This window comes from Paenibacillus chibensis (assembly GCF_004001045.1).
GTDB classification, from domain to species: Bacteria; Bacillota; Bacilli; order Paenibacillales; family Paenibacillaceae; genus Paenibacillus_AQ; species Paenibacillus_AQ chibensis.
Genome location: NZ_BIMK01000007.1, coordinates 263,264 through 286,496, shown reverse-complemented (window position 1 = coordinate 286,496; position 23,233 = coordinate 263,264). Strand labels below are relative to the sequence as shown.

The following is a 23,233-nucleotide window of genomic DNA, read 5'->3' as shown; positions in this document are numbered from 1 at the left end:
TTGTTTACCCCTCTTGATATATTTTGGTAAAGCATGTGTTGCCGTCAAGTTAAAAATTTCCTTTTTCTAGCCTTTGATGGAACCGATCATGAGGCCTTTGACAAAATACTTCTGCAGAAACGGATAGGCGAGCACAATCGGAGCCGTCGTCACAACCATGGTAGCCAGCTTGATGGACTGCGAGGTGACGTTCTTGGATATGCCGCCCGGCATCGCCGAGGCCATCTGATTCGAGCTGGACTGGGCGACGATCCGGTACAGGTAGGTCTGGATCGGCTGCAGGTCCATGTTGTTGATATAGATCATGCCTGTGAAGTAATCATTCCACTGATAGACCCCATGGAAAAGAGCAATGGTGGCGATGACGGGCATGGAGACAGGAATAATGACGCGTACGAAAATGGAGAGATCATTGGCTCCGTCGATTTTCGCGGCTTCCTCCAGGCCATCGGGAATTTCCCTGAAGAAGGTCATGAGAATGATCAGGTCGAAAAAGCTGAACATCGCCGGAATGATATATACCAGAAAGTTGTCGAGCAGATGCAGGTCACGGATCAGCAAGTAGTAGGGAATAAGTGTGCTGGGGAACAGCATGGTGATCGTGCCGATCAATATGTACAGCTTTTGGCCGACAAGCTCTCTGCGGGAAAATGCATAGGCGACCATCGCGGTAAAAAAGACATGGACGATGGTGCCCAGCAGGGTTTTGGCGATCGTTACGCCCATCGCTGTCATGATGCCGCTGCTGCGGAACACCGCCTGGTAGCTTTCTAGGCTGAAAATCCGCGGCCACCAGTAGATGCCTCCCCGCATGGCGTCTTGTCCTTCGTTGAAAGAGTTCACGAGAACGAACCATATCGGGTAAAGGGTGATGAAGCAGATGGCGAGCATGATCAGTACATTAAATGCGTCGAACATCGCGTCCCCGGCGGTTCTTCGTTTCAAGTTAAGCATAGGTCAGCAGACCACCTTTCGTCAGAATAGGGACGTGTCGTTGAGCTTCTTGGACACGGAATTGGCAATCAGAAGCAGCACGAGCGCAATAATAGACTTAATCAAGCCTACGGCCGTCGAATACGAGAACCGGTTGTTCACGATACCTGTCTGGTAAACGTAAATGTCGATAACGCTGCTGGCGCTTTCGTTCAGCGAGTTGCGCAGCACGAGGATTTGATCAAAGTTCGAGTTCAGGATGCCGCTGACGGCCAGAATGAATAAAATCGTGATCGTGCTTCTAATGCCCGGCAGGGTGACGTGCCACATACGCTGGAAGCGTCCGGCCCCGTCGATGGTTGCGGCTTCGTGAAGATCGGGCGATACGCCGGCGATCGCGGCCAGATATATAATCGCGGACCAGCCGAGCTCCTTCCAGATGTCGGAGGTGACGATAATGCCCCAGAAGTACTTGGGCTCAGCCAGGTAGCTGATCGGTTCCTTAATGAGATGGAGCGCCATAAGAATATGGTTGATGATCCCCACATCCGCGAGCCAGGTGGCGAGAATTCCGCCGAGAATGACCCAGGAAAGGAAATGGGGGAGGTACGAAATGGTCTGTACCGCTTTTTTCAGCCGGATCGATCGCAGCTCGTTCAGGAACAAGGCGAAGAGGATCGGCAGCGGAAATCCGATGACCAGCTTGATCAGGCTGATGCCGAGTGTGTTCCATATGACCCTTGGCAAATCTTCATCTTCGAAAAAAGCCTTGAAGTTGTCAAGCCCGACCCAAGGGGCTTCCGCGATGGAGTGCGTGATGACATACTGTTTGAATGCGATAATACTGCCGTACAAAGGAATGTAGTTGAAAATGATCATCCAGGCGACGCCGAGCAGCGCCATCACCTGTAAATATTTCTGGCTCAGCAGCCTTCGCAGCAATGTCCTTTGCTTGCCGGTTGCCCTAACGTTGTACCCGGGCTGCGTGAGCTCTGCGCCATGTTTGGCACTCATGGGATCCATCCTCCTGTTTGGGATTTTGCAACGCCGCTTTGTCATCTGTCTGTTTGGCATTTTTGGCAAAATCCTTGTGTATGTGCTTTCATTATGTACTTTCCATTGTAGGCTGGGATGAAAGGAAGAAACAGGTGCTAAATTTCGTTTTTCGGGTTGCGTTTTTCGGGTCTTGCCAAAAAAGATTGCCGGGTGCGTCATTGATGAAAGAACGTATGTTTGTTAGGATCAGAAGAAGGAAGTTTAATCTGGGGACAGTCGATGAAGAGGAGTGGGGATGTCATGTTTCAATACATAGACGAGGAATACGAACGCGTGGATTTCAGCCAAGCGGATTTGAAAAATGGGGAACTGAAGGGCTGCACCTTTAACCGGTGTATTTTCCGGGGAGCCTCGATGGATGAAATCTGGACCAGCGGCTGCCAGTTTATTGACTGTGATTTTGGAGGGACGACGTTCAACGCTTCCCTGCATACCCGGTCGGCATTTACGAACTGCCGGTTTGCCGGGGCGAATCTGTTTGTGTCGAAGTTCGAGGACTGCAAAATGATCGGCAGCGACTTCGCGGGTGCCTTGATGGACGGGATCACGATTCAAGGCGGGGATTGGTCGTACACGAATCTGCGGCAGGTGAATTTGACCAAGCAGATGCTGAAGGGAATTCGCTTGATCGAAGCCGATCTGAGTCAAAGCAATCTCCAGAAGGCGGATTTGCGCGAAGCGGATCTCACGGGGGCCAAGCTGACGAAGACAGTGCTTAAAGGAGCGGATTTGAGGGGAGCTAAGATGGACCGGATCGATTACCGGGCCTTCGACCTTACCGGGGTGCGGATTGATTTGGAGCAGGCTGTGAACGTGGCCCGCTCCTATGGGGCCAAGGTCGATTAGTTGTATTTTTTGTACATGCCGACTGACGCCGGCGCACCGTATTCAAAGCCAAACTGCTGATACAGCCGGTCAGCGGGAACGTCGGCCATCAGGCTGACATAGGCACCCTTGGACGCGGCTTGGTCCAAATAGGCCGTAATTTCGGCCATGATTCTCTTGCCGAGTCCTTGGCCTTGATGTTTCGGCGAAACGGCAATGTCGACGACATGGAACATGCAGCCGCCGTCGCCGATGACTCTGCCCATGCCGATCAATTCACCTTCGAGCCGCAAGGTAACGGCAAAGAGGGAATTCGGCAGCCCGCGGCGTGAGGCTTCGACGTCTTTGCCGCTTAAGCCTGCCTTTAGGCGCAGGTTCACGTACTCCTCTGCGGCGGGAGGTTCGTGGGAAATGGTTACATCCTGTTTCATCGTCGTTATTCCTTTCCAAGGATGTGTGATGTCTAAATATCTTAATACATAACAAAGCATCCCGGCAATTGAATTGCCGGGATGCTTTGTTTTTGTGGCCCGGCCATCGGGCCGGAGTTCAAACCGGGTTCTAGCGCAGCATGACGCTTCCGCCGTCCACCATAACGGTCTGTCCGGTCATGAACTTCGCGTCCTCGCTCAGCAGGAAGGAGACCACGCGGCCGATATCCTGTTCCGGATCGCCCAGGCGGCGAAGCGGGATGGCGCTTACCATATGGTCGTAAGCTTCAGCGTTATGCTGTCTCCATTCTGCGACCCCTTCCGAAGCGGCGATCGGGCAGACAATGTTGATGTTAATGTTGTCCGGACCCCATTCGTTTGCTGCCACGCGGGAAATGCCGCGGATGGCTTCTTTGGCTGCAGCGTAGGAGGTTTGCGTCAACATCCCCTTCAGACCTGCGCCCGAAGCGAAGTTCACGATAGAGCCCTGGGTTTCTTTCAGGTGCGGGTAGCTGAGCTTCATCAGATGGAAGGTTGGCCAGAAGCCCGTTCCGAAAGCAAGCTCAAATTCTTTTTCCGTCGTTTCCATGAAAGGAAGGTTTCTGGACGCTTGTGCGCAGTTTACGAGACCATGAATGGTTGTGTACTTGTCGATGACCTTTTGAAAGCCCGCAACGACGTCGTCTTTTTCCATCAGGTTCACTTTAATGAACATGCACTCCGAAATTTTGCTGATTTCCTCCTCGGTCGCTTTGCCCTTCTCTTCATTAATATCAAAGAAGACAACGCGTGCGCCCTCTTTAGCCAGAGCGGTAACGATACCTTTGCCGATTCCGCCTGCGCCGCCGGTTACGAGAAACGTTTTTTCTTTAAATTTCATATGTTTAGACCTCCAATATCTAAGTTACTTACGTGTTTATTGTATCCCTTTACATAAGAACAATCAAATGTGAAAAAGTTGTGAAAAACGGATAGAAACGCTGGACATCAAGCTCATCCTATGTCACAAGCTTTTGCGACATAATCAGCTATAATTCTGCAAAATCTGGATACAATAAACATTATCGCCGGTGCACTGGAGCCTGGCGGGTCTACCCTAAAGGCGGTAAAAGAGGAGGCGGTTGATTGATTAACAGTGATGAGCTGGTCACCCATCTGACGGAGCTGCGAAAACGCCTGATTTGGGTGATGCTCTTTTTTATCGTGACGTTGGCTGGGGGCTTATACATGTCGCCGACAGTGCTGATGTATATCAAAAATCGGCCGGCTGCCGCAGATATCGCTTGGAATGTCTTCTCGCTGACCGACGGCATGTTCATTTACATGAAATGCGGGTTCCTGGTGGCTGTCTTTTTTACCCTTCCGCTTGCGCTTTATCATGTGTGGGCATTCGTACGGCCAGGCTTGACCGATGAGGAGGCCAAGAAAACCTTCTGGTTTGTGCCCATGGCGTTCGTCCTGTTCACCATCGGGGTGGCCTTTAGCTTTTATGTCGCGTTTCCGATGATGGTTTCTTTTCTTTCCAAAATGAACCAAACCGTCGGAGCGGTTGAGACGTATGGGATGGACCGGTATTTCTCCCTGATGTTCAGCGTCGTACTCCCGCTTGCATTAGCCTTTGAAATGCCGGCTGTTGTCCTGTTTTTGACCAGGCTGGGCATACTGCGGCCGGCCCTGCTGAAAAAGGCGAGGAAATATGTTTATCTGGCGCTGGCCATTGTCGGTTCCATGATCTCGCCGCCAGACTTTGTGTCCCATCTCTCCGTCACCATTCCGCTGATTTTGTTATTTGAGCTCAGTATTCTCGTTTCCAGATGGTATTTGCATCGAAGAGAGCTGGACCATCCACTCATCGAACCGAAGGGAGGCGAAAGCCATGTTTAACAATATCGGGTTACCCGGACTGATGATCATCCTGATGATTGCGCTGGTCGTGTTCGGTCCATCGAAGCTGCCGCAGCTCGGAAGAGCGGTCGGGGATACGCTGCGCGAATTCCGCTCCTCTACGAAAGGCGTCGTTGAGGAAATTACGAATGAGACCGCCATTGAGCCGGAGAAGCTGGCTGAAAAAAATTAAATGAACCCATTCAAAACACCTCCTTGCGGCGCGTTATGCACCGGAGGAGGTGTTCATGTGTCATTTCCTTTTTCATTTGTCCCCGTGAAGCTTGGCATTCTTCTTGATGGTCTGCATGTCTCCGCTTAACTTCTTCATCGGCGTTCCTGCGCGCATCGCGGTTTTGACTCTTTCAATCGCCTTGATGGCAGAGGGGTGATGGACCGTGTAGATCTTCACTTTCTTGCCGTAAACTCCTTCGACTTCCTGACGGACCAAGCTTGCGTTCGTTTCCGTAATATCGCGGTTGCCGATGGAGTATCCGGTTCCTTTAGGGCTCATATAGCCTTTGCCGGAGGCCCCTTCCTGGGGACTCAGCACCTTATGCGGCTGCGGCTTGGAGTTTCGGGTATGCATATGCTTCTCGGGATCCCCGATATAGACCGAATCACCAAGCGTCAACACCTTGACGCCGGTAAGACCGGCTGCTTCGAGACGGTTCTCGAGGGTGATGGATTCCGGAGTATCGTGCAGACTCGATGTGCCGATGCGGCTGTAAATACCCGAACCCATTCCGCTGTACGTCGTGCCATTTTGGTTGGTCGTGCGTACTTTTTCGCCGTTGAATCTTGGAATGACCTTAATGCTGTTGACATGGGGATGCCCGTCTTCATGATGCATTGGATGCTGCGTATCGCTCGACTGGATTCGGACCGGCTTGGTTTGCGCCTTTTGCTTCACATTGGTGTTGCAGCCGCTTAAAGCAATGGCGACGCAAACGGCGGGAACGGCAATTTTCGCCCATGAACCTTTCATTTAAAATCCCTCCCTGGATATGTTGAGCTTACGGTTAGGATTATCTTTTGGAGAATGTATTATTTGTGGGATATTTCGACAAAATAACAAAAAAACGATGTTAAATCCAATTTGCATTGGAACGTATTCACATTTTGTAGGAGGTAGAATTTGATGGCTAATGAAACGGAAGAGCAGGATCTGAAAGAGCGTAAAGAACCCGATCCGTCCAGACGAAACTTTCTGAAAAATTCCGGATATGCCGTAGGCGGTCTGATTGTCGGCGGCGTCGTCGGCAGCTTGCTGCGGTCTCCAAATAAATCGACGACGAACAATACCAACAACAACGGGACGACCGAGAACAAAACGCCGGCCAATGAAACGGTTAACTTCAATCAGGCGCTGATGTATTTTACCCAGGAGCAGTTTCTGATCACGGAAGCGGCCACCGAGCGCCTTTTTCCGGCGGATGACAACGGTCCGGGGGCCAAGGAGCTTGGGGTTGCCTATTTTATCGATCACCAGCTTGCCGGCGAATGGGGCGTCAACGGAAGGGAGTATATGCAAGGGCCGTTTTATAAAGGAGAAACCACCCAAGGGTACCAAGGCCGTCTGAAGCGCAGGGAAATCTTCGATATCGGCCTGCAGGAAATGCAGAATTACAGCAATAAGAAATTCCAGAAAAAATTCAAGGATCTGACGCCGGAGCAGCAGGATGAAGTGCTGAAAGACTTCGAAACGGATGAAGTCAAGTTAACGACCATCTCCGCCAGCGGCTTTTTCAAGACGCTTTTTGGAAGCACGATGGAGGGGGCATACGCAGATCCGCTGTACGGAGGCAACGGCAATATGGGGGGCTGGAAGCTCAAAAACTTCCCGGGCAACCAGATGTCCTACACCAAAATCATCGAACAGGATAAATTCGAGAAAATGGCGCCTGTCAGCTTGAGAGAGCATTTACCACATTCCTAATGAAACCAGAGGTGAGATAGATGGCAACCAAACTTCCAAAAACAGATGTCGTGATTGTCGGCGTTGGCTGGGGCGGCGGTATCATCGCTTCGGAACTGACCAAAAACGGATTGTCTGTCGTCGGGCTTGAACGCGGCAAGGAACGTAAAACGGAAGACTATTACATGGTTCACGACGAGCTTCGCTACGCCCTGCGGTATGAAATGTTTCAGGATCTATCCAAAGAAACGATCACGTTCCGCGGCAACGAAAAAATCAGGGCGCTGCCGATGCGTTCCTACGGATCCTTTTTGCTCGGCGATGGGCTGGGAGGTTCCGGAGTGCACTGGAACGGCCAGACCTTCCGGTTTTTGCCGTATGATTTTGAGATCAAATCCAAAACGATTGAACGCTATGGAAAAAGTAAAATCCCGGACGGCATGACCATTCAGGACTGGGGCATTACGTATGATAAGCTGGAGCCTTATTTCAACAAATTCGAGAAACTGACCGGCATCTCGGGGGATGTGAATCCGCTTGGCGGTAAACGCTCGGAAAAATATCCGACGCCTCCCATGAAGGACACCCCGGGCATGAAAATGTTCTCGGATTCATGCAAAGGGCTCAATTATCATCCGTACCATATGCCGTCAGCCAACCTGTCGGAGCAGTACACGAATCCGGACGGCATCGCACGGGCAGCCTGCCAATATTGCGGATACTGCGAACGCTTCGGCTGCGAATACGGCGCCAAGGCCGATCCGGTCGTCACGGTTATCCCGGTGGCCAAAAATACGGGCAAATTCGAGCTGCGCACGCATTCCAATGTCAGACGGGTTTTACATAAAGGCGGCAAAGCAACCGGCGTTCTGTACATTGATACGACGACAGGCGAAGAATACGAGCAGCCTGCAGACATCGTCGTGATGACAAGCTACGTCTTCAACAATGCCCGTCTGCTGCTGTTGTCAGGCATCGGCAAACCCTATGATCCGAAGACGGGCACGGGCGTTATCGGCAAAAACTATGCCTACCAGGTGCTCAAAGGGGCCGGCGTGGGATTTTTCGAAGACAAGGAGTTTAACATTTTCGCCGGAGCGGGCTCGCTTGGCATGTGCATCGATGATTTTAACGGTGACAACTTCGATCATAAGGACCTGAAGTTTATCCACGGGGCTAACATCTCGTACAGCCAGACCGGAGCGCGTCCGATCCAGAACAATACGGTGCCGCCGGGAACGGCAAAATGGGGCAAGGATTACAAGGCCGCCTCGGTCAAGTATGCCAACCGCCATATTAACGTGGGCGCTCAAGGCTCCTGCATGCCATTCCGCCACCATTTCCTCGATCTGGATCCGACTTATAAGGATGAATTCGGCGATCCGCTCATGCGGATTACCTTCGATTTCGAGGATCAGGACCGGGAGCTCGTCAAATTCATGGGAGGCAAATGCGGCGATATTCTGAAGCAGATGGGAGCAGACAAAGTCGTTGCGAACACCGAGCTGGCGCCGTATGAAATTACGACCTACCAATCGACTCACAATACGGGCGGCGTCATCATGGGAGACAGTCCGGACACGTCGGCGGTCAACAACTATCTGCAAATGTGGGATACCGACAATCTGTTCGTTATCGGGGCTTCGGCTTTCCCGCATAACAGCGGCTACAACCCGACTGGCACCGTGGGGGCTCTGGCCTACCGTGCAGCCGAAGGGATCCTGAAATACCACCAAAAGCCAGGCAGTCTGGTCTAAGCCGGGAAGTTTGGGATAGCGACGGGACAAAAAGAGAGACCGCAAAGGACAACGCCCTTTGCGGTCTTTTATTGTTGCGGCATGGAGTGCCCGCCTGGTTCAACCGTGAAAGGAATGGTTGGAGAAGTACGTGCGGCGTCCTTTGGCGGATTTCTCTTTTTTCTTCGCGGGGGCCGAGAACGGCTTATAGCCGCCCGGATACATCGTTCCGATTTTGCATCCCTGCGCAAGGGACAACTGCTCAGCGGAAGCGTGTTCCTCCTGGCGGATCAAATTCAGGAGCACATGCGCGCAGGCTCTGGCGTCATCGAGCGCATCATGGTGCCGAAGGGGAATGCCGTACCAGTCGGCGAGGGCGTTCAGTTTATGGTTGGGCATCCAGTTCAGCATTTTTTTGCTGAGCAGATACGTGCAGTAATATTGGAAGCTGGGATAATCCATCGAAACCCGGTCCAGGCAGTAACGGAGGACGCTCATATCGAACGAGGCGTTGTGAGCGACGACATGCTTGCCCTCAAGGAGCGGCTGCAGGGTCGGCCACAGCTCATGGAAAGCAGGCATGCCCTGTACCATGGATTCGGTGATGCCGTGGATCTGCACATTCCGGTAATCGAAGGGCTGGCCCGGGTCGATAAGCCAGGACTGCTCCGCGACAATCTCGCCGCCGCGAACCTCGACGAGTCCGAGTGAGCAGGCGCTGGAGCGGTTGGCGTTTGCGGTTTCAAAGTCTATTGCAACAAAATCCATATGTAAAACTCCTTACTGATCGAATCGCCGAAGCGACTTATTTTAAAGGTATCTACCATACTAAAGCAGGAGCCGCGGAAATACAATCTTCCATTTCTTTTGCGGGATGCGGGCCTGGAATGATACAATGAAACGTAAATGTTAAGCGAAGGAGCGATAACCATGACAGTGGAACAAAAACGCATGCTCGTGTTCGTGGGCTCGTATGCCGAAGCATCCGCGGACGGCGTGTACGTATATGAATTTGACGAAAAATCAGGGGAGCTGGCCCGTCTGGACCAGGTTTCGGGCCTTAAAAATCCCACCTTCCTGAATGTGGATACGCCGCAGCGCCGTTTGTACGCAATCAGCGAAACGGCTTCGGAGGACGGAAGCAAACGCAGCGATGCTGTTTCTTTTGACATACTGCCGGCAGAAGGAAAGCTTGCGGAGACAAGCCGGGCGGATGCCCTTAACGGACCGTCCTGCCATATTCAGCGCCGCGGGGATGACCGTTATTTGACGCTGGCAAGCTATCACAAGGGTTCCGTTAGTCTCGTAGAGCTGAATAGCGACGGAACGGTGGGCAAGGTGCTGGATATCCAGGAGCATCAGGGCCAAACGCCGGAGCGCAAATCCCACGTCCATTCTTCTTTTTATAGTCCGGATCAGCGCTTCCTGTTCGTATGCGATCTGGGGCTGGATACGATTTTTACATACCGGATCAATGAAGCGGAGGACAAGCTTGTTCTACAGGGAGAGGCTAAGGTCAAGGAAGGCGCGGGTCCGCGGCATCTCGTATTTCATCCAAACGGCCGATTCGCTTATGTCATCAATGAGCTGCAATCGACGGTGACGGCTTTCCAATACGATGCCGAGCAGGGTGCCCTGACGGAAATCGAGACCGTATCGACGCTGCCGGCAGGCACGCAGGTCGAGAACGGCTGCGCGGAAATCACGATGTCCGAAGACGGCCGGTTCCTGTACGGGTCCAACCGCGGGCATGACAGCCTCGTTGTGTACGCGGTGAACCCGGAGAGCGGCAAGCTGGAAGCCATACAGTATGCATCGGCGGAAGGCAAGCATCCACGCCATTTCTCCATTGTTCCGGGTGGTCAATACGTACTCGTCGTTAACCGTGATACGAACAATCTGGCGGTATTTACGAGAGATGCGGAGAGCGGCATGCTGAGCTATACCGGCAAATCGTACGAAGTTTCGAAGCCGGTCTGTGTGTGGGCCGATCGTTTTTAAACTTATGCATATTTGATATAGGGGTAGGGTGTCTGCTCTGTAAACCCCATGCAAAACGGCGCTGGCGTCTAGCAGGTGATATATCCCTGTGAGACGCCAGCGCCGTTTTTTGGTACTTCATATGCAATTGCTGTTCAACAGGTAGAGCTGGAATTCTCAAGCGCATCGGAATCCATGGACTTAAGCGGATTTGCTGCCGGCTCCCGATCGCCAGCGCGCCGGTTTCGGAGCAGCTGGCCCTTGTGAAAGAACGGAAAGGCAGCAAAAGCGAGCACCATCAGGATGCCAAAGATCAGCGGTCCTTGGGAAAATCCCAGACTCTTCAGGAGCATGCCGCCGAGCCAGGCACTGGCGCTCTGACCGATGAACGCGAGGCCGCTGGCTCCGAAGTAGGCTCCCCGCAAATGCTCCGGCGCGATTTCGCCAATCAGCACGTCCCCGATCACGAAGCAAAGAATTTCTCCGCTCGTAAATATAATCATCGATAATATGAGCAGAATGATGTGCTCCGACGTGCCGAGACCGAATAAACCAAGTCCGAAGAGCAAGCACCCGACCTTCAGCGCGGTCATGGAGGAGTAGCGTTTCATCAGCCGTCCGAGCGGATACTGCAGCAGCAGGACCGATACGGTATTGACGACGAACAGCAGCGAGTAGGCATCGACCCGGTCATGGCCGATATATTGGGATAAAGTCGTATCCAGATGAGAATACGCGCCTGCCACGAAGAGGTTGCCCAGCAAAAAATAAAGGAAGACCTTGTCGCTAAAGACGACTTTGACCATCTGGCGCGCGGACAAGGATTCGGCCTTGATGTGGGGCCGGGAATCCGCACGCGTTTGCTTGAATTTCATACTGAAACCGATCAGCAGAAGGGCGTATAGTCCATAGATCGTGGCGCTGAGGAGAAACGGCAGCAAGGATGACGTTCCGCCGATTCCGAGCTTCAGTCCGATCAACGGGCCGATGGCCCCGCCAAGGTTGATCGCAAAATATCTGGCATTAAATACGTCGGCGCGCTGTTTCTCGGATGTGACATCGGCCAGAAGCGCCCTGGCGGCAGGTTCGAAAATGTTGCGGAAGAGTCCGTTCAGCGCACTGAGCAGGAAAAACTGCCACGGGGAATCGGCAAAGGCAAAGCCGACATAGACGAGACCCCATACGGCCATGGACCAAATCATGACAGGGTAACGCCCGAAGCGATCGGACAGAGCTCCTCCCGCAAAGCTGCTCCAGGTTCCGACGAACAAGCTGACGGCAAGAATCGCTCCGATGGTTGCCGGATCGATCCCGTGGACTTTTCCGAGATAGATGCCCAGGAACGGTATGGTCATAAAATAACCGGTTCGTGACAGGAAGGTTCCGACGCCCCAAGCGACCGGATGAAAACCGGTCCATGTTTGGGTCAATCGTTTCGGGATGGCATTCATGATCCGATTCTCTCCTTTCATGCTTGCAGTATGATGGATAAAGGCTCTGGGTATGGATTTCATTATAGCTACCATAAAGATGAATAAAAGTGTACAATCAATCAAAATGAGTTCACCTTTTTCGAAGATGGATGCTTTAAAGGGGGGGGAGTTAAGGATGCAGGCGGCATCATTGCGTTATTTGGAGCTGAACAGTTATTTCCACGGGGCGCAAGCGGGCAAGTCTTTTCCGGTAACGATTTCGCAGCTGACCGAAGTGTGGCACTGTACGCCAAGGTATGTGAAACAGATTGTCCATCATCTCAGCGATACGGGCTGGATCGAATGGAAAGCCGGGCAAGGAAGGGGCAACCGTTCGGAGTTGACCTTGCTTCAAGGGCTGGAGGATGTCCTTCTCAGGGAGGTCAAGCAGCGCATGGAGCAGGGGCAGGTGCAGGAGTCCGTGGACCTGATGAACCGGTATGGCACGGAGTCGGTCAGAAACAGGTTCATGGACTGGTTGTCCGAAGGTATGGGCTTCAGCACGAAGGCCGTGTCCGATCGGCTGCAGGATACGCTGCGGCTGCCGGTGTACCGCAAAATTTACACGCTGGACCCCGGTCGTGTCTACTATGCGTTCGACTTTCATCTGGCAGGCCAGCTGTTTAATACCTTGGTCAAGTATGATAGGGATAACCGACAGGTCATGCCCTGCATCGCCCACTCCTGGGAGAACAGCCTGGATGGTTTGTTCTGGACTTTCCATTTGAAAAAGGGCGTGATGTTCCATCATGGCCGTGAACTGAATGCGGAAGATGTCCTGTTCTCCTTGAACCGGATTCGTCTTCAGCCGGATTCGTTTGAAGCCGCATGGATGCTTCAGGACATCGAGTCCATGGAGGCCGCCGATCATAAGACGGTGAATATCCGGCTGAGACAGCCGAATCATTTGCTTTTGCGGTTTCTGTGTACGGTACCGACAAGTATCCTTCCGGTTGAGCTGGCGTCAGGAGATCGGGCGGAGTTTTGGTCGAAGCCCTCGGGAACCGGCCCTTTCCGGCTGGCACAGCTGAATGAAGGGATCTGTGTGCTCGAGGCGTTTGATGCTCATTTTCAAGGGAGACCCCATTTGGACCGGGTGGAGGTGCTGATTTTTCCCGATACGGAAACCGGACGGCTGAAGGAACCGGACTGGGCATCGGTCATGTCTTCGCAGGGGGATGCGGGCCTTACGCGCCTGGATCCGCGGAGATATGAAGAGGGGAGCGATTGGTGCAGGGAGGAATCAATGTTTGCCTGCAGCAGTCTGCTTGTTTTTAATCAGTGGAAACAGGGGCCGCAGCATGACCCGCTGTTCCGCCAAGCTCTTCACCAGATCATTGACCGTCAGCAGCTGATTGCCGAGCTGGGAGAGGACCGGATGTATCCGGCCCGGGGATTTCGCCCTCGGCCAAACCATCCGGAAGATGAACGGAATAAGGCGGAAACGGAACAGACCTGCCTGTCCGAGCAAGAAATACGGGATCTGCTTATGGCCAGCAGTTACAACGGAGAAACCTTCCATTTATCGGTCAACATGTTCCATCAGGAGGACGCTGTCTGGATTGCGGAGCATCTGAAACCCTTCGGCATTCATGTCCGCATTACGATGGAGGACCTGGTTCATTTCGGCCAAAACGGGCAGCCGGCATACGACGGAAGGTTGTTCGGCGCGACGCTGGAAACGGATGAGGTCGGGGAGCTGGAGGTCTATTTGCAAAAAAACTATTTCCTGACCGCATATGACGAGGATATGGCCGAACATGTAAAAAAGACTGCAGCAGCCGTATGCCGCGAGCCGGACAGACATCGGCGCAGCGAGATGCTGCGGGGGCTGGAGAAACGGATCAGGCAGGACCATCTGATCTTGTTTCTGGCCCATAAGAAGAGCAGCACCGCTTTTCATAAATCGATCCGCGGCGTGAGCATGAATGAATACGGGTGGCTCGATTTTCATAAAATCTGGATTCAACCCTCCTGAGAAAAGTGGTAATATCCATGTAAGAAACGACGAGCACCGATAAGGAGGTAAAAGAGATGCGCTTTTTGGATGTTCGACTGAAAACAGCGGAATTGCAGCCTTTGAAACGATTTTACGAAGAGACGCTGGGTGTGCCCGTTATCGATGCGGGAGAAGATTTCTTTTCGCTCAAGATCGGCAAGACACGACTTACCTTCGAAGGGGCGACGGAAGGACAGCCTTTCTATCATGTTGCCTTCAACATTCCGGAGAACCAGTTTCGGGAAGCCAAGGCTTGGCTGTCGGATAAAGTCAGGCTGAACCGGGAAGAAGGCGAGGATGAAGCGGACTTCGTATCCTGGAATGCCCACGCGGTGTATTTCGAGGATCCGGCAGGCAATATCGTGGAACTGATCGCAAGGCATAGCCTGGATAACGCTTCGGATGAGCCTTTCGGCGCGAGCAGCCTGCTTTGCGTGAGCGAAGTCGGCATCGTTCAAGAGGACGTGCTTTCCTTCGTGGACGAGTTGCTCGGCCAAGGATTTACCAAGTGGAGAGAAGGAAGCGAGGATTTTGTGCCGGTCGGGGATGAGCAGGGTCTGCTGATCGTGGTGAAAAAGGACCGGCGCTGGTTTTTTGCACGGCAGGACGCAAAAATTTTTCCGGTCATGCTGCGAGTCGAGGGCCATGGCATACGGGAGTTTGGAGCTTAGGTTTAAATACGGGCGCATTTTCGCTTGAAGCGAGGATGCGCTTCTTTTATGTGGATAAGTCGTCATGGAGACCATTTCGAATGAATCAGACAAGCGGCGGGACTTACTGAAGCATAGGCTAAAAATTACCCGTACAGGCACAGTTGGGCCTTTGCCTACATAGAATGAACAAGACCGCATATGCGAGCATGGAGTTCACATTGTAAAGAAGTAGCGGTGTAGTCATTCAGCAGGAGGTGGCATCTTTGCCTGGATTATTCAGCTTTATAGCCCTTTTTATCAAAGAACTGACGCTGTTGGTTTCGTATGTCAAAAACAACGCTTTTCCCCAGCCCCTCACGGAGAAAGAAGAGAGCAAGTACCTTCAGCTGATGGCTGAGGGCGATGCCCATGCCCGCAACATGCTGATCGAGCATAACCTGCGATTGGTTGCGCATATCGTCAAGAAATTCGACAACACGGGCGAGGATCTCGAAGATCTGATCTCCATCGGCACGATCGGTCTAATCAAAGCGATTGAAAGCTTTCAGCCGAATAAAGGCACGAAGCTGGCTACCTTCGCTGCCCGTTGTATCGAAAACGAGATATTGATGCACCTCCGTTCGCTGAAAAAGACCCGTAAAGACGTGTCTCTCCATGATCCGATTGGGACAGACAAGGAAGGGAACGAGATCACGTTGATAGATATCCTCGGGTCGGAAACCGACGATGTGATTAAGGAAGTGGATCTGAAGATAGAAAAGAGCAAGATATACCGGAACCTTGATATTCTCGATGAACGGGAGAAGGAGGTCGTCGTCGGCCGCTTCGGCCTGGACACAGGCGGGGAGGAGCGGACGCAGCGGGAGATTGCGAAGGACTTGGGCATAAGTCGCAGCTACGTGTCGCGGATTGAGAAAAGGGCGCTAATGAAGCTGTATCATGAGTTTTATAAGGCGAAGCGTTAACTCATAAATTGCCTGTAGGAATGAGACATTAAAGGTCTCAGTCTTACAGGTTATTTATTTTAGAAAACTCAATGATTAGATTCTATACACCATGCTTTTAAGTTGATATAAATTGTGCTTTGCTGTGGTATATCCGAGCTATAAACAGAAATGAAGTATTTCTATATTGATGAATTTTACACAGGACCTTGCAAAATCGTTAGAGTAGATAGTACGGGTAAGATAGAGAAAATGAATGAACAGGATTAAAGGAGGGGAGATGGTGGAAGCATTAAAGGCAACACTTCATAGAATCCGCAGCCTCAAAAAATCCACTCAGGCTGGGCTTCCGAATCTCACGGAGAGATGAAGATAATTTTTTGAACATCTATGAAGATATAAAAATTAATATACTTCCGGCTTTTTGTATAGAAAAAGAGGGTTTTTATTACTTACTGTGATAATATGGATTTTCTAAGTTAGAATAACTGACATGAATATTTAAGAGTGGATTTTGGATTTGAAGATTAAAAAGAGTAAGAGATACCGCAATCTCGACACCGGCGGGAAGAGCGGATACGGCGGTAGACAAAGGAATTGGAGATCTCGAGGAGTTATGTGTCAAGGATAGAGAGGGAGCGCTGAAGAAGCTTTATCATAAGTTTGATAAGGTCTAGCGGTGAGTGTGTAGGCTACAAGGTAGTGGTGATAACAAAATGTATATAAGAATCGGCTCATCCCAGGATAAGCCGATTCATGTATAGCTATCAGATGCTGCCTTTATTCATTCAGAACTCAGGTAATAGTTCTGACTGTTTGTCTTTCCACAATGGAATGAGCACAGATTTGACTCTGGGCGATTTCCCCTGATTCAATCATATCAATCAGCTTCCCGGAAGCGATCATCCCAATATCATTGAGCGGCTGCCTCACTGTAGTTAGTGGCGGGTTAACCATCCGGGCTAACCGGAGATCGTCGTATCCCATGATGGAGATGTCCTCGGGTACGTTCAGGCCATGCTGTGCAGCGGTGGAAAGAGCACCGATTGCCATCTCGTCACTGGCTGCAAATACTGCGGTAACCTCCGGTGCTTTTTTTAAGATGGTCTTCATGGCTCTGCTGCCGCTTTCATACATGAAGTCTCCATAGAATAAATACCTGCTGTTAAAAGCAATTCCGTGAGCTTCCAGCGCTTTACGGTATCCTTCGATTCTTGGCGTCCCGGCGATGGGATCGCCCTTGGTTCCGCTGATCATGGCAATTCTGCGGTGGCCTTTGGCGACCAGATAATCCACTGCATCATAGGCAGCCTGAAAATCATCAATTTTAACATAGGGAACATTGGGGAAATCGGTCTGGGAAGAGATCAACACCACCGGCACTCTCATGTCTTCCAACAGGTCATAGTACTCTTTCTTGAGTACTTCACTGGAGAAAAGAATCCCGTCAACCTGCTTCTCGCGCAGAAGCTGCAGATACTTTAGTGTGCGTTTGCCGTCCTGATCGGTGTTACAGACCACTACACTGTAATTGTGGTTATGAACGAACTCGTCGATTCCATGCAAGAGATCGGAAGAGAAGGCACTCGACACATCAGGAAATAACACGCCGATGGTTTGGGTACGCTTGTTAATCAGTCCGCGGGCGATTGCATTCGGCTGATACTTAAGCTCTTTAATGGTCTGGTCCACCTTTTGCTTCGTTTTATCTGAATAGCCGCCCAGGTTATGCAGCACTCGCGAGACCGTGGCGATGGAAACATTCGCCTTCTGGGCAACGTCTTTAATCGTGGGATTCATGTAATCTCCTGCCTATCGGTTAGCGTTAAATAAACAATCGGAGCAAAGTAAACGTTTACCAAGAATATAAGTCCTAACCTTTATTTTGTCAATAACAGCCTTGCGTTAGAAAAGTAAGCATTGACAAGAAAAAATAAACGGGATACTTTATAGTAAGCGTTTACGTATTGCGAATTTCAAGCGGAGAGTGATGAAATGCTTCGAATCGGCAATAAATCTTTTTCGGACAGGGCAGGGGATATCTCAGTAAAGATGTTTTTTACCTATTTGAGTAAACGTTTACGTTTGCCTGATATCCTTTCTGAAACCTGTAGCACTTTAAAAGCTGTACCTCTTTAAAAGCCAACATCCGTATCCAGTCTTGGCAGTATTGTTTTCTACAAAATTATGAGTATGAAGGAGCGGTCTTATGGTCAGGAAACAAGCATTTCTATTTCTCTGTTTAGTGCTGTTACTGGTTCAGACGTTTACAACAGGTTATGCCCGCAGTGGAACGGCTCAGGCGGAGCCGGCAGGTGAGGTCAATCCAAAAATACTAAAGATGGTGCCTTCAAAGGCCCGCTTCGCTCCGGGTGAGGCTGCAGAACTGATCTTGACCCTGGATCAATCTGCCGATTGGAGCGGCAAACTGCACTTGCAGATTTATCAGCTGAATACGCTGGTTGCCGAAGGCAGCAAAGCTCTGACGGTTTTGCGGGAAGGAAGCAACAAGCTTACAGTGGGCTGGACACCTCCGGCTGAGGATTTCCGTGGGTATACGGCAAAAGCTTGGATCGAGGGAGCTGTACCAACGGATTATGCAACTGCAGCCATCGATGTTTCAAGTGATTGGACGCATTTCCCAAGATACGGATATGTAGCGGATTTCCCGCAGGAAACGGCGGAAGAGAGTGACTCCAAGCTCAGAGAATTGTCTCAGGACTACTACATTAATGCCTACCAGTTCTATGACTGGATGTGGCGTCATGATGTTTCGGTGTATTCCAAGACCGATGAGAATGGACAGCCGCTGACAGATGCGGATGGAAACTTTATCGATGAAGATATTAATGCAGATACGCACTACCTGGATCTGTTGGGCCGTTCGCTGTATCCCTTGAGCGTTAAGCAGCAGGTAGAGGCCGCCCAGAAATACGGCTCTGCAGCTATGGCCTATCAGATGAATTATGCGGCGCGTGAGAACTATGAAGATTTTGGCGTCAGCCCGGAGTGGGGACTTTATAACAGTGCTCAGCTTGACCTAAATGATCTGCAAAAAGACCAAAACGGCTATACCTTTGATGTGAACGGGAAGACAACCTCTCTGTTCCTGCAAGACCCGGGCAACAAATTCTGGCAGGATTATATCACCAGACAATTTGACCGTTCTATTAACACCTTTGGGTTCGACGGCATCCACCTGGACCAATGGGGAGCAAATGACAACAATTTTCTGTATGACTATAACGGCAACAAACGTTACTATTCTCTCGATTATGGCCAGTTGATTAACTCGGTTAAGGACTCTTTGCTTGCAAATAATCCCGATAAGAGCAAGGTTACATTCAATATGGTGGGAGGCAATGCCGAATATAGCGCTGTTCCTAATCCGGATACGAAAACCGATTTCGACTACAGTGAGATTTGGCAGGACCGCAACCATTACCGCGATATCCAGAAGGTTGTGGAAGATACCCGGGAGAAAGACGGCGGCAAAGCAATGGTTATTGCCGGCTATATGAACTATAAGGAGGCTACAGGTCTGCCGACCCGGGGGACGGAAGCGCTGGATGTTCCGGTAACGCTGGATTACCAGTCCCGGATCACCAAAGCTTACGGTTGGGTAGGCAACTTTGGACGCAAAGATACGGATGCGGTGACGTTTACAGTAAATGCACCCGCAGACGGTCTGTATACGCTTGTTCTCAATTACGGGCAGGGCAATGGCTCCGGTGCTCCGGAAGGCAAGCTGATTGTTAACGATGAAATTGCTGCGGCAGCCATCCCCTTTGAAGCCAATACGGGTTGGGGGAACCCGACTGCGCAAGCTACAGTGGCAGCACCGCTGAAGAAGGGTGAAAATTCAGTTAAACTCACGCTGAACACCAATAACCAGTGGCTTAATCTCGCGAGCCTGGAGGTGCAGGGCCAAGGGATTAACGAACGCTACGAGGCGGTAGATGCCAAGCTGGATACTGTAATTGTGGATCAGTACAGCAATGTGTATTATTTTGATACCGCAGGCGATTACGTGAAGTTCCAGGTGAACGTTCCTGCTGAAGGAGATTATCCGCTTGGATTCAGCTTTGCTTCGGATTGGCAGGCGGTGAAACGTGAGCTGCTTGTTAATGATGTGCCTCAGGGAGAGGTTACATTTGCCGGTGTGGGAACATGGGATAAATTCTCCGTGATGAACAATCTGCAGACTGTTCATCTGAAGGAAGGCGATAACACGATAACCCTGAAATCCTCTACAAATGATCTGGGTATCAAGCTCCAATATATGACTGTCGGCACACAGAAATACTACACGCTGTATGCGGATATCCCGCAAACCAACAGCATGAATTACAGTGAGAGCAAGACGGATAATTTCGGACAGACCGGGCAGACGGTCACCTATAATGTATATGCAGACCGTCCGCTGGACAAGATTACGGTCCTGTATCATGGAGAGAATGATCCTGTAATGTCGGTACTGGTGGACGGGGAGCCGGCTCCGCAGGCACAGAATATCACGTTCCCCAAAACAGCCGGCGGCTGGAGCGGTACCATGCAGCCCCTTGAAGTGTCAGTCCCGCTCCAGAAGGGATACCAGAAGGTTACGCTGAAGATGGAATCCAGCGGACAATATACCAATGTTGGCGGGATTATGGCCGGAGGGTACGAATACAGTACCGGCGGAGCTGAAGTGGCAGGAGGAGTAGTTCCTATAACCGGGTATGCCTCCGATTTCAATAATGTCAATGACCGCTTGGCGTTTACAGTAAATACAATGCAGTCAGGCCTCTATGATCTCGGCTGGATTTATCAAAATGATGCCCAGGGAGCAGTGACCGTCAGCCGCAGCGTATATGTTAACAATGACGCGGGAACTCCAGTAAGCTTTGCGCCAACCACCGGCTCCCGCTGGGAAGAAGCGGCAGTTAAAGGCATCCCGCTGGCAGAAGGTGAAAACACCATTGTTATTAAAATGCCGGAAGGCCAGGACAGCGGGATCAGGCTGGATAAGCTGAACATTACCTTATCCGGTGACCCGGAAGCTGTAACCCGCAGCTATGAAGCTGAAAGTACAAACACGGAATCACCGTTCTCACTCTATAAGGATACCGTGCTGAATTTTGGCGAAGTAGGCCAGCAGGTAACCTATCCGGTGAACATCCCTCAATCGGGGGAGCAAAGTCTGATCTTCACATATTCCAATCCGGGCGGTTTAACGACCCGTTCAGTTTATATTGACGGTGTGCGCGCTAAGGATGAACATGGCAAGGAGCTGAAGATCGGATTGGACAGCACAGAGAGCAGTGAGAAATACAGCGGGGACGGCTATGTGATTATTCCACACATGGAAGCGGGCATTCATACCGTTACCCTTCGTATGGAAGCGGACGATATCGCCGGAACGATCCAGCTGAGCGGGGTAACGGCGGGTTATTTCAACGAGCCGTCTGTACGGCTGATGGATGCCGGGCTGGCATCGATGGGTGCTACTCATATTGAGCTGGGGACGGCTGAGCAGCAATCGGAAGGCCCGAACATGCTGGCCCATGAATATTATCCAAACCGCAGCAAAAAAATGCTGGCCTCCACCAAGGATTCCATGCAGGAATATTATAAATTTAATGCAGCCTATGAAAACCTGCTATTCGGCAGCACAGCCGATTCTTTGGCAATGGTTTCCGTAGAGGCTGATGGCGGCAAGCTGGCTATAAGCAAAGACGGAACGGAGAATACAATTTGGGCAACCGTCCGAAAAAATGACACGAATCCAGGCTTTGAACGGTATGACGTGCTGCATCTGATCAATTTGTTTAACAATGACAGTAACTGGAGAAATGCAGCCAATGAGCCGGCGGTCCTCCACTCCTTGGAAGTATCATACGATATCGGGATTACGCAGAAAGAAGCACCGAAACTGAAGGTCTATGCCGCTACGCCTGACGCCGGGCACGGCCTGTCACAAGAGCTGGAGTATTCCTGGGATGGTGAGAAGCTGCTGATTAAACTGCCTTCTCTGCAGTATTGGACAATGATTTATATCGACAAAGACCCGGTAACAGTAACAGTACAACCTATCTTCAGCAGTGAAGAACCCGGTCTTCCAACCGAGGCACCGTCTGTAACCGCTGCTCCAACACCGGCAGCCACTGCTGTGCCGGGATCAACGGGAAGCACTGCCTCGAATACGGCTACGCCAACTCCGGCAGCAGCAGAAAGGGAGGCCCTTGTCCTGCAGGCTGAGGACCTAAACGTGGCGGCCGATGGGAATATCACAATTGCGGTCAATGAGGAGAAGTACAATCGGATGCTCATTCCGGTTTCTGCTATAGAGGGATTACAAGGAGATAACCTGCTACTTCAAGGGAATAGGTTCACCCTGCATTTCATGCAGGACCATGTTCTTCAGCTTCTTGAAGCGAACAAAGGGAAACTGACAGCTGAGTCGAACATTCAGATTACATTTAACAAGCTCGAGCCAAAGGATGCTTTTCTTCCGGACGGGAAGCCCTGGATTTCCGCTGGACCGGTGTATGAATTTGAATTCGGAGTGACGACGGCAAACGAAGGCATATCCAGACTTGATTCTTTCAGAAGTCCAGTTCAGCTCACCTTAAAGTTTGACGGACTTACTGGACAAGGGGAACTTAATGATTTGCTGGGGATCTACTCTTTCCTGGAACCGCTCCAAAAGTGGGAGTATGTCAGCAGCAGAGCAGATTCAGCGGCACAGCAAATCAGCGCGGAGCTGTATCACTTCAGCCGGTATACCGTCTTTGCTTACGACAAATCATTTACTGATGTGCCAGCGGAGCATTGGGCGTTCAAGGCCATTCATACCTTAACGGCAAAGCATGTGATAAGTGGAGTAACAGAGCATACCTTCGTTCCTTCGGCGAAGATCACACGCGCACAGTTTGCAGACTTATTGGTCAGAGCGCTTCAATTGAAGGCTGACCGTCCCGTTCCGTTTACGGATGTTGCTGCAGACAGCTGGTTTGCGGAGGATATTGCTGCTGCATATCAGGCAGGCTTGATTACCGGCAGAAGCGGGGAACGATTTGCGCCTAATGTACCGATAACCCGCCAGGAGATGGCAGTGATGCTGGCAGGCGCATTTATAAAGGCTGGCGGCACCGACCGGTCAGAGGAATCAACATTAGCCTTCCGGGACAGCAAAGAGATTTCAGCCTGGGCACAAGCGGCGGTTCAGATTGTACAATCTGCCGGATTGATGAAAGGTTATGCCAATGGGACCTTTTTACCTGCAGCTAATGCTACCCGGGCAGAAGCGGCACAAGCCATAGCGTATTTGTTAGAATAGAGCAACAGTAGTTTACTCATGCCGTTCTAGGGTCACCGAGGTGGCCCTTTGAGTCAGCTTCCATTTAAAAGCCCCACTTTG

At 51.1% G+C, this 23,233-nt stretch carries 18 protein-coding genes; 10 read left to right on the top strand and 8 right to left on the bottom strand.

The annotated features are described in order from the left end of the window. Positions 1–66 precede the first annotated feature (66 nt). Together PCH05_RS07880 and PCH05_RS07875 are read right to left on the bottom strand one after the other, a co-directional pair. A complete protein-coding gene (locus tag PCH05_RS07880; protein ID WP_127601815.1) occupies positions 67–954 on the bottom strand; it encodes a carbohydrate ABC transporter permease in 888 nt (295 codons plus the stop codon). Between the two features lie 21 nt (positions 955–975). After that, positions 976–1,947, bottom strand: a complete 972-nt coding sequence (locus PCH05_RS07875; protein WP_127601814.1) for an ABC transporter permease — start codon at positions 1,945–1,947, stop codon at positions 976–978. A 282-nt stretch (positions 1,948–2,229) separates the two neighbouring features. Here PCH05_RS07875 and PCH05_RS07870 point away from each other — a divergent pair, with 282 nt between their 5' ends. After that, entirely contained in the window at positions 2,230–2,835 is a 606-nt protein-coding gene (locus PCH05_RS07870; protein WP_127601813.1) for a pentapeptide repeat-containing protein, read from the top strand. Here PCH05_RS07870 and PCH05_RS07865 read toward each other — a convergent pair. Continuing rightward, entirely contained in the window at positions 2,832–3,245 is a 414-nt protein-coding gene (locus tag PCH05_RS07865) for a GNAT family N-acetyltransferase (protein WP_127601812.1), read from the bottom strand. The genes PCH05_RS07870 and PCH05_RS07865 overlap by 4 nt on opposite strands. 130 nt (positions 3,246–3,375) lie before the next feature. Beyond that, the gene (locus tag PCH05_RS07860) at positions 3,376–4,125 is read right to left on the bottom strand and encodes an SDR family NAD(P)-dependent oxidoreductase (RefSeq protein WP_127601811.1); all 750 of its coding nucleotides are present in this window, start codon (positions 4,123–4,125) and stop codon (positions 3,376–3,378) included. 245 nt (positions 4,126–4,370) lie between these two features. On the opposite strand from PCH05_RS07860, the gene tatC reads away from it, so the two are divergent. Both tatC and PCH05_RS07850 read left to right on the top strand, forming a co-directional pair. Next, a complete protein-coding gene (tatC, locus tag PCH05_RS07855) occupies positions 4,371–5,129 on the top strand; it encodes a twin-arginine translocase subunit TatC (protein ID WP_127601810.1) in 759 nt (252 codons plus the stop codon). After that, entirely contained in the window at positions 5,122–5,322 is a 201-nt protein-coding gene (locus PCH05_RS07850; RefSeq protein ID WP_127601809.1) for a twin-arginine translocase TatA/TatE family subunit, read from the top strand. Before tatC ends, PCH05_RS07850 begins: the two co-directional genes overlap by 8 nt. A gap of 72 nt (positions 5,323–5,394) precedes the next feature. Here PCH05_RS07850 and PCH05_RS07845 read toward each other — a convergent pair whose 3' ends face one another. After that, positions 5,395–6,117, bottom strand: coding sequence for a hypothetical protein (locus tag PCH05_RS07845; protein ID WP_127601808.1), 723 nt, complete (start codon positions 6,115–6,117; stop codon positions 5,395–5,397). 153 nt (positions 6,118–6,270) lie between these two features. Here PCH05_RS07845 and PCH05_RS07840 point away from each other — a divergent pair, with 153 nt between their 5' ends. Together PCH05_RS07840 and PCH05_RS07835 are read left to right on the top strand one after the other, a co-directional pair. Beyond that, positions 6,271–7,068 (top strand): gluconate 2-dehydrogenase subunit 3 family protein, encoded by a 798-nt coding sequence (locus PCH05_RS07840; RefSeq protein ID WP_127601807.1) that lies wholly within the window; start codon positions 6,271–6,273, stop codon positions 7,066–7,068. A gap of 20 nt (positions 7,069–7,088) precedes the next feature. Beyond that, positions 7,089–8,804 carry a GMC family oxidoreductase gene (locus PCH05_RS07835; protein WP_127601806.1) on the top strand — a complete coding sequence of 572 codons (1,716 nt, stop codon included), beginning with the start codon at positions 7,089–7,091 and terminating at the stop codon, positions 8,802–8,804. 99 nt (positions 8,805–8,903) lie between these two features. Here the strand turns inward: PCH05_RS07835 and PCH05_RS07830 are convergent, their stop codons facing one another. Then, complete coding sequence (locus PCH05_RS07830; protein ID WP_127601805.1) at positions 8,904–9,551, bottom strand: 3'-5' exonuclease; 648 nt, start codon at positions 9,549–9,551, stop codon at positions 8,904–8,906. Between the two features lie 162 nt (positions 9,552–9,713). On the opposite strand from PCH05_RS07830, the gene PCH05_RS07825 reads away from it, so the two are divergent. Continuing rightward, positions 9,714–10,784, top strand: coding sequence for a lactonase family protein (locus PCH05_RS07825; RefSeq protein WP_127601804.1), 1,071 nt, complete (start codon positions 9,714–9,716; stop codon positions 10,782–10,784). A gap of 134 nt (positions 10,785–10,918) precedes the next feature. Here PCH05_RS07825 and PCH05_RS07820 read toward each other — a convergent pair whose 3' ends face one another. Then, positions 10,919–12,214, bottom strand: coding sequence for an MDR family MFS transporter (locus PCH05_RS07820; protein ID WP_127601803.1), 1,296 nt, complete (start codon positions 12,212–12,214; stop codon positions 10,919–10,921). A 157-nt stretch (positions 12,215–12,371) separates the two neighbouring features. Between PCH05_RS07820 and PCH05_RS07815 the strand changes: the two genes are divergently transcribed. The 3 genes from PCH05_RS07815 to sigK all read left to right on the top strand — a co-directional run bounded on the left by PCH05_RS07815 (position 12,372) and on the right by sigK (position 15,852). Then, on the top strand, positions 12,372–14,213 hold the full coding sequence (locus PCH05_RS07815; protein WP_127601802.1) for an ABC transporter substrate-binding protein: 1,842 nt from the start codon (positions 12,372–12,374) through the stop codon (positions 14,211–14,213). Between the two features lie 56 nt (positions 14,214–14,269). Continuing rightward, positions 14,270–14,905 (top strand): VOC family protein, encoded by a 636-nt coding sequence (locus tag PCH05_RS07810; protein WP_127601801.1) that lies wholly within the window; start codon positions 14,270–14,272, stop codon positions 14,903–14,905. A gap of 245 nt (positions 14,906–15,150) precedes the next feature. Beyond that, entirely contained in the window at positions 15,151–15,852 is a 702-nt protein-coding gene (gene sigK / locus PCH05_RS07805) for an RNA polymerase sporulation sigma factor SigK (RefSeq protein ID WP_127601800.1), read from the top strand. 774 nt (positions 15,853–16,626) lie between these two features. Here sigK and PCH05_RS07800 read toward each other — a convergent pair. Next, positions 16,627–17,631, bottom strand: a complete 1,005-nt coding sequence (locus tag PCH05_RS07800) for a LacI family DNA-binding transcriptional regulator (RefSeq protein WP_127601799.1) — start codon at positions 17,629–17,631, stop codon at positions 16,627–16,629. Between the two features lie 409 nt (positions 17,632–18,040). Between PCH05_RS07800 and PCH05_RS07795 the strand changes: the two genes are divergently transcribed. After that, on the top strand, positions 18,041–23,152 hold the full coding sequence (locus tag PCH05_RS07795) for a glycoside hydrolase family 66 protein (protein WP_127601798.1): 5,112 nt from the start codon (positions 18,041–18,043) through the stop codon (positions 23,150–23,152). Positions 23,153–23,233: the final 81 nt, after the last annotated feature.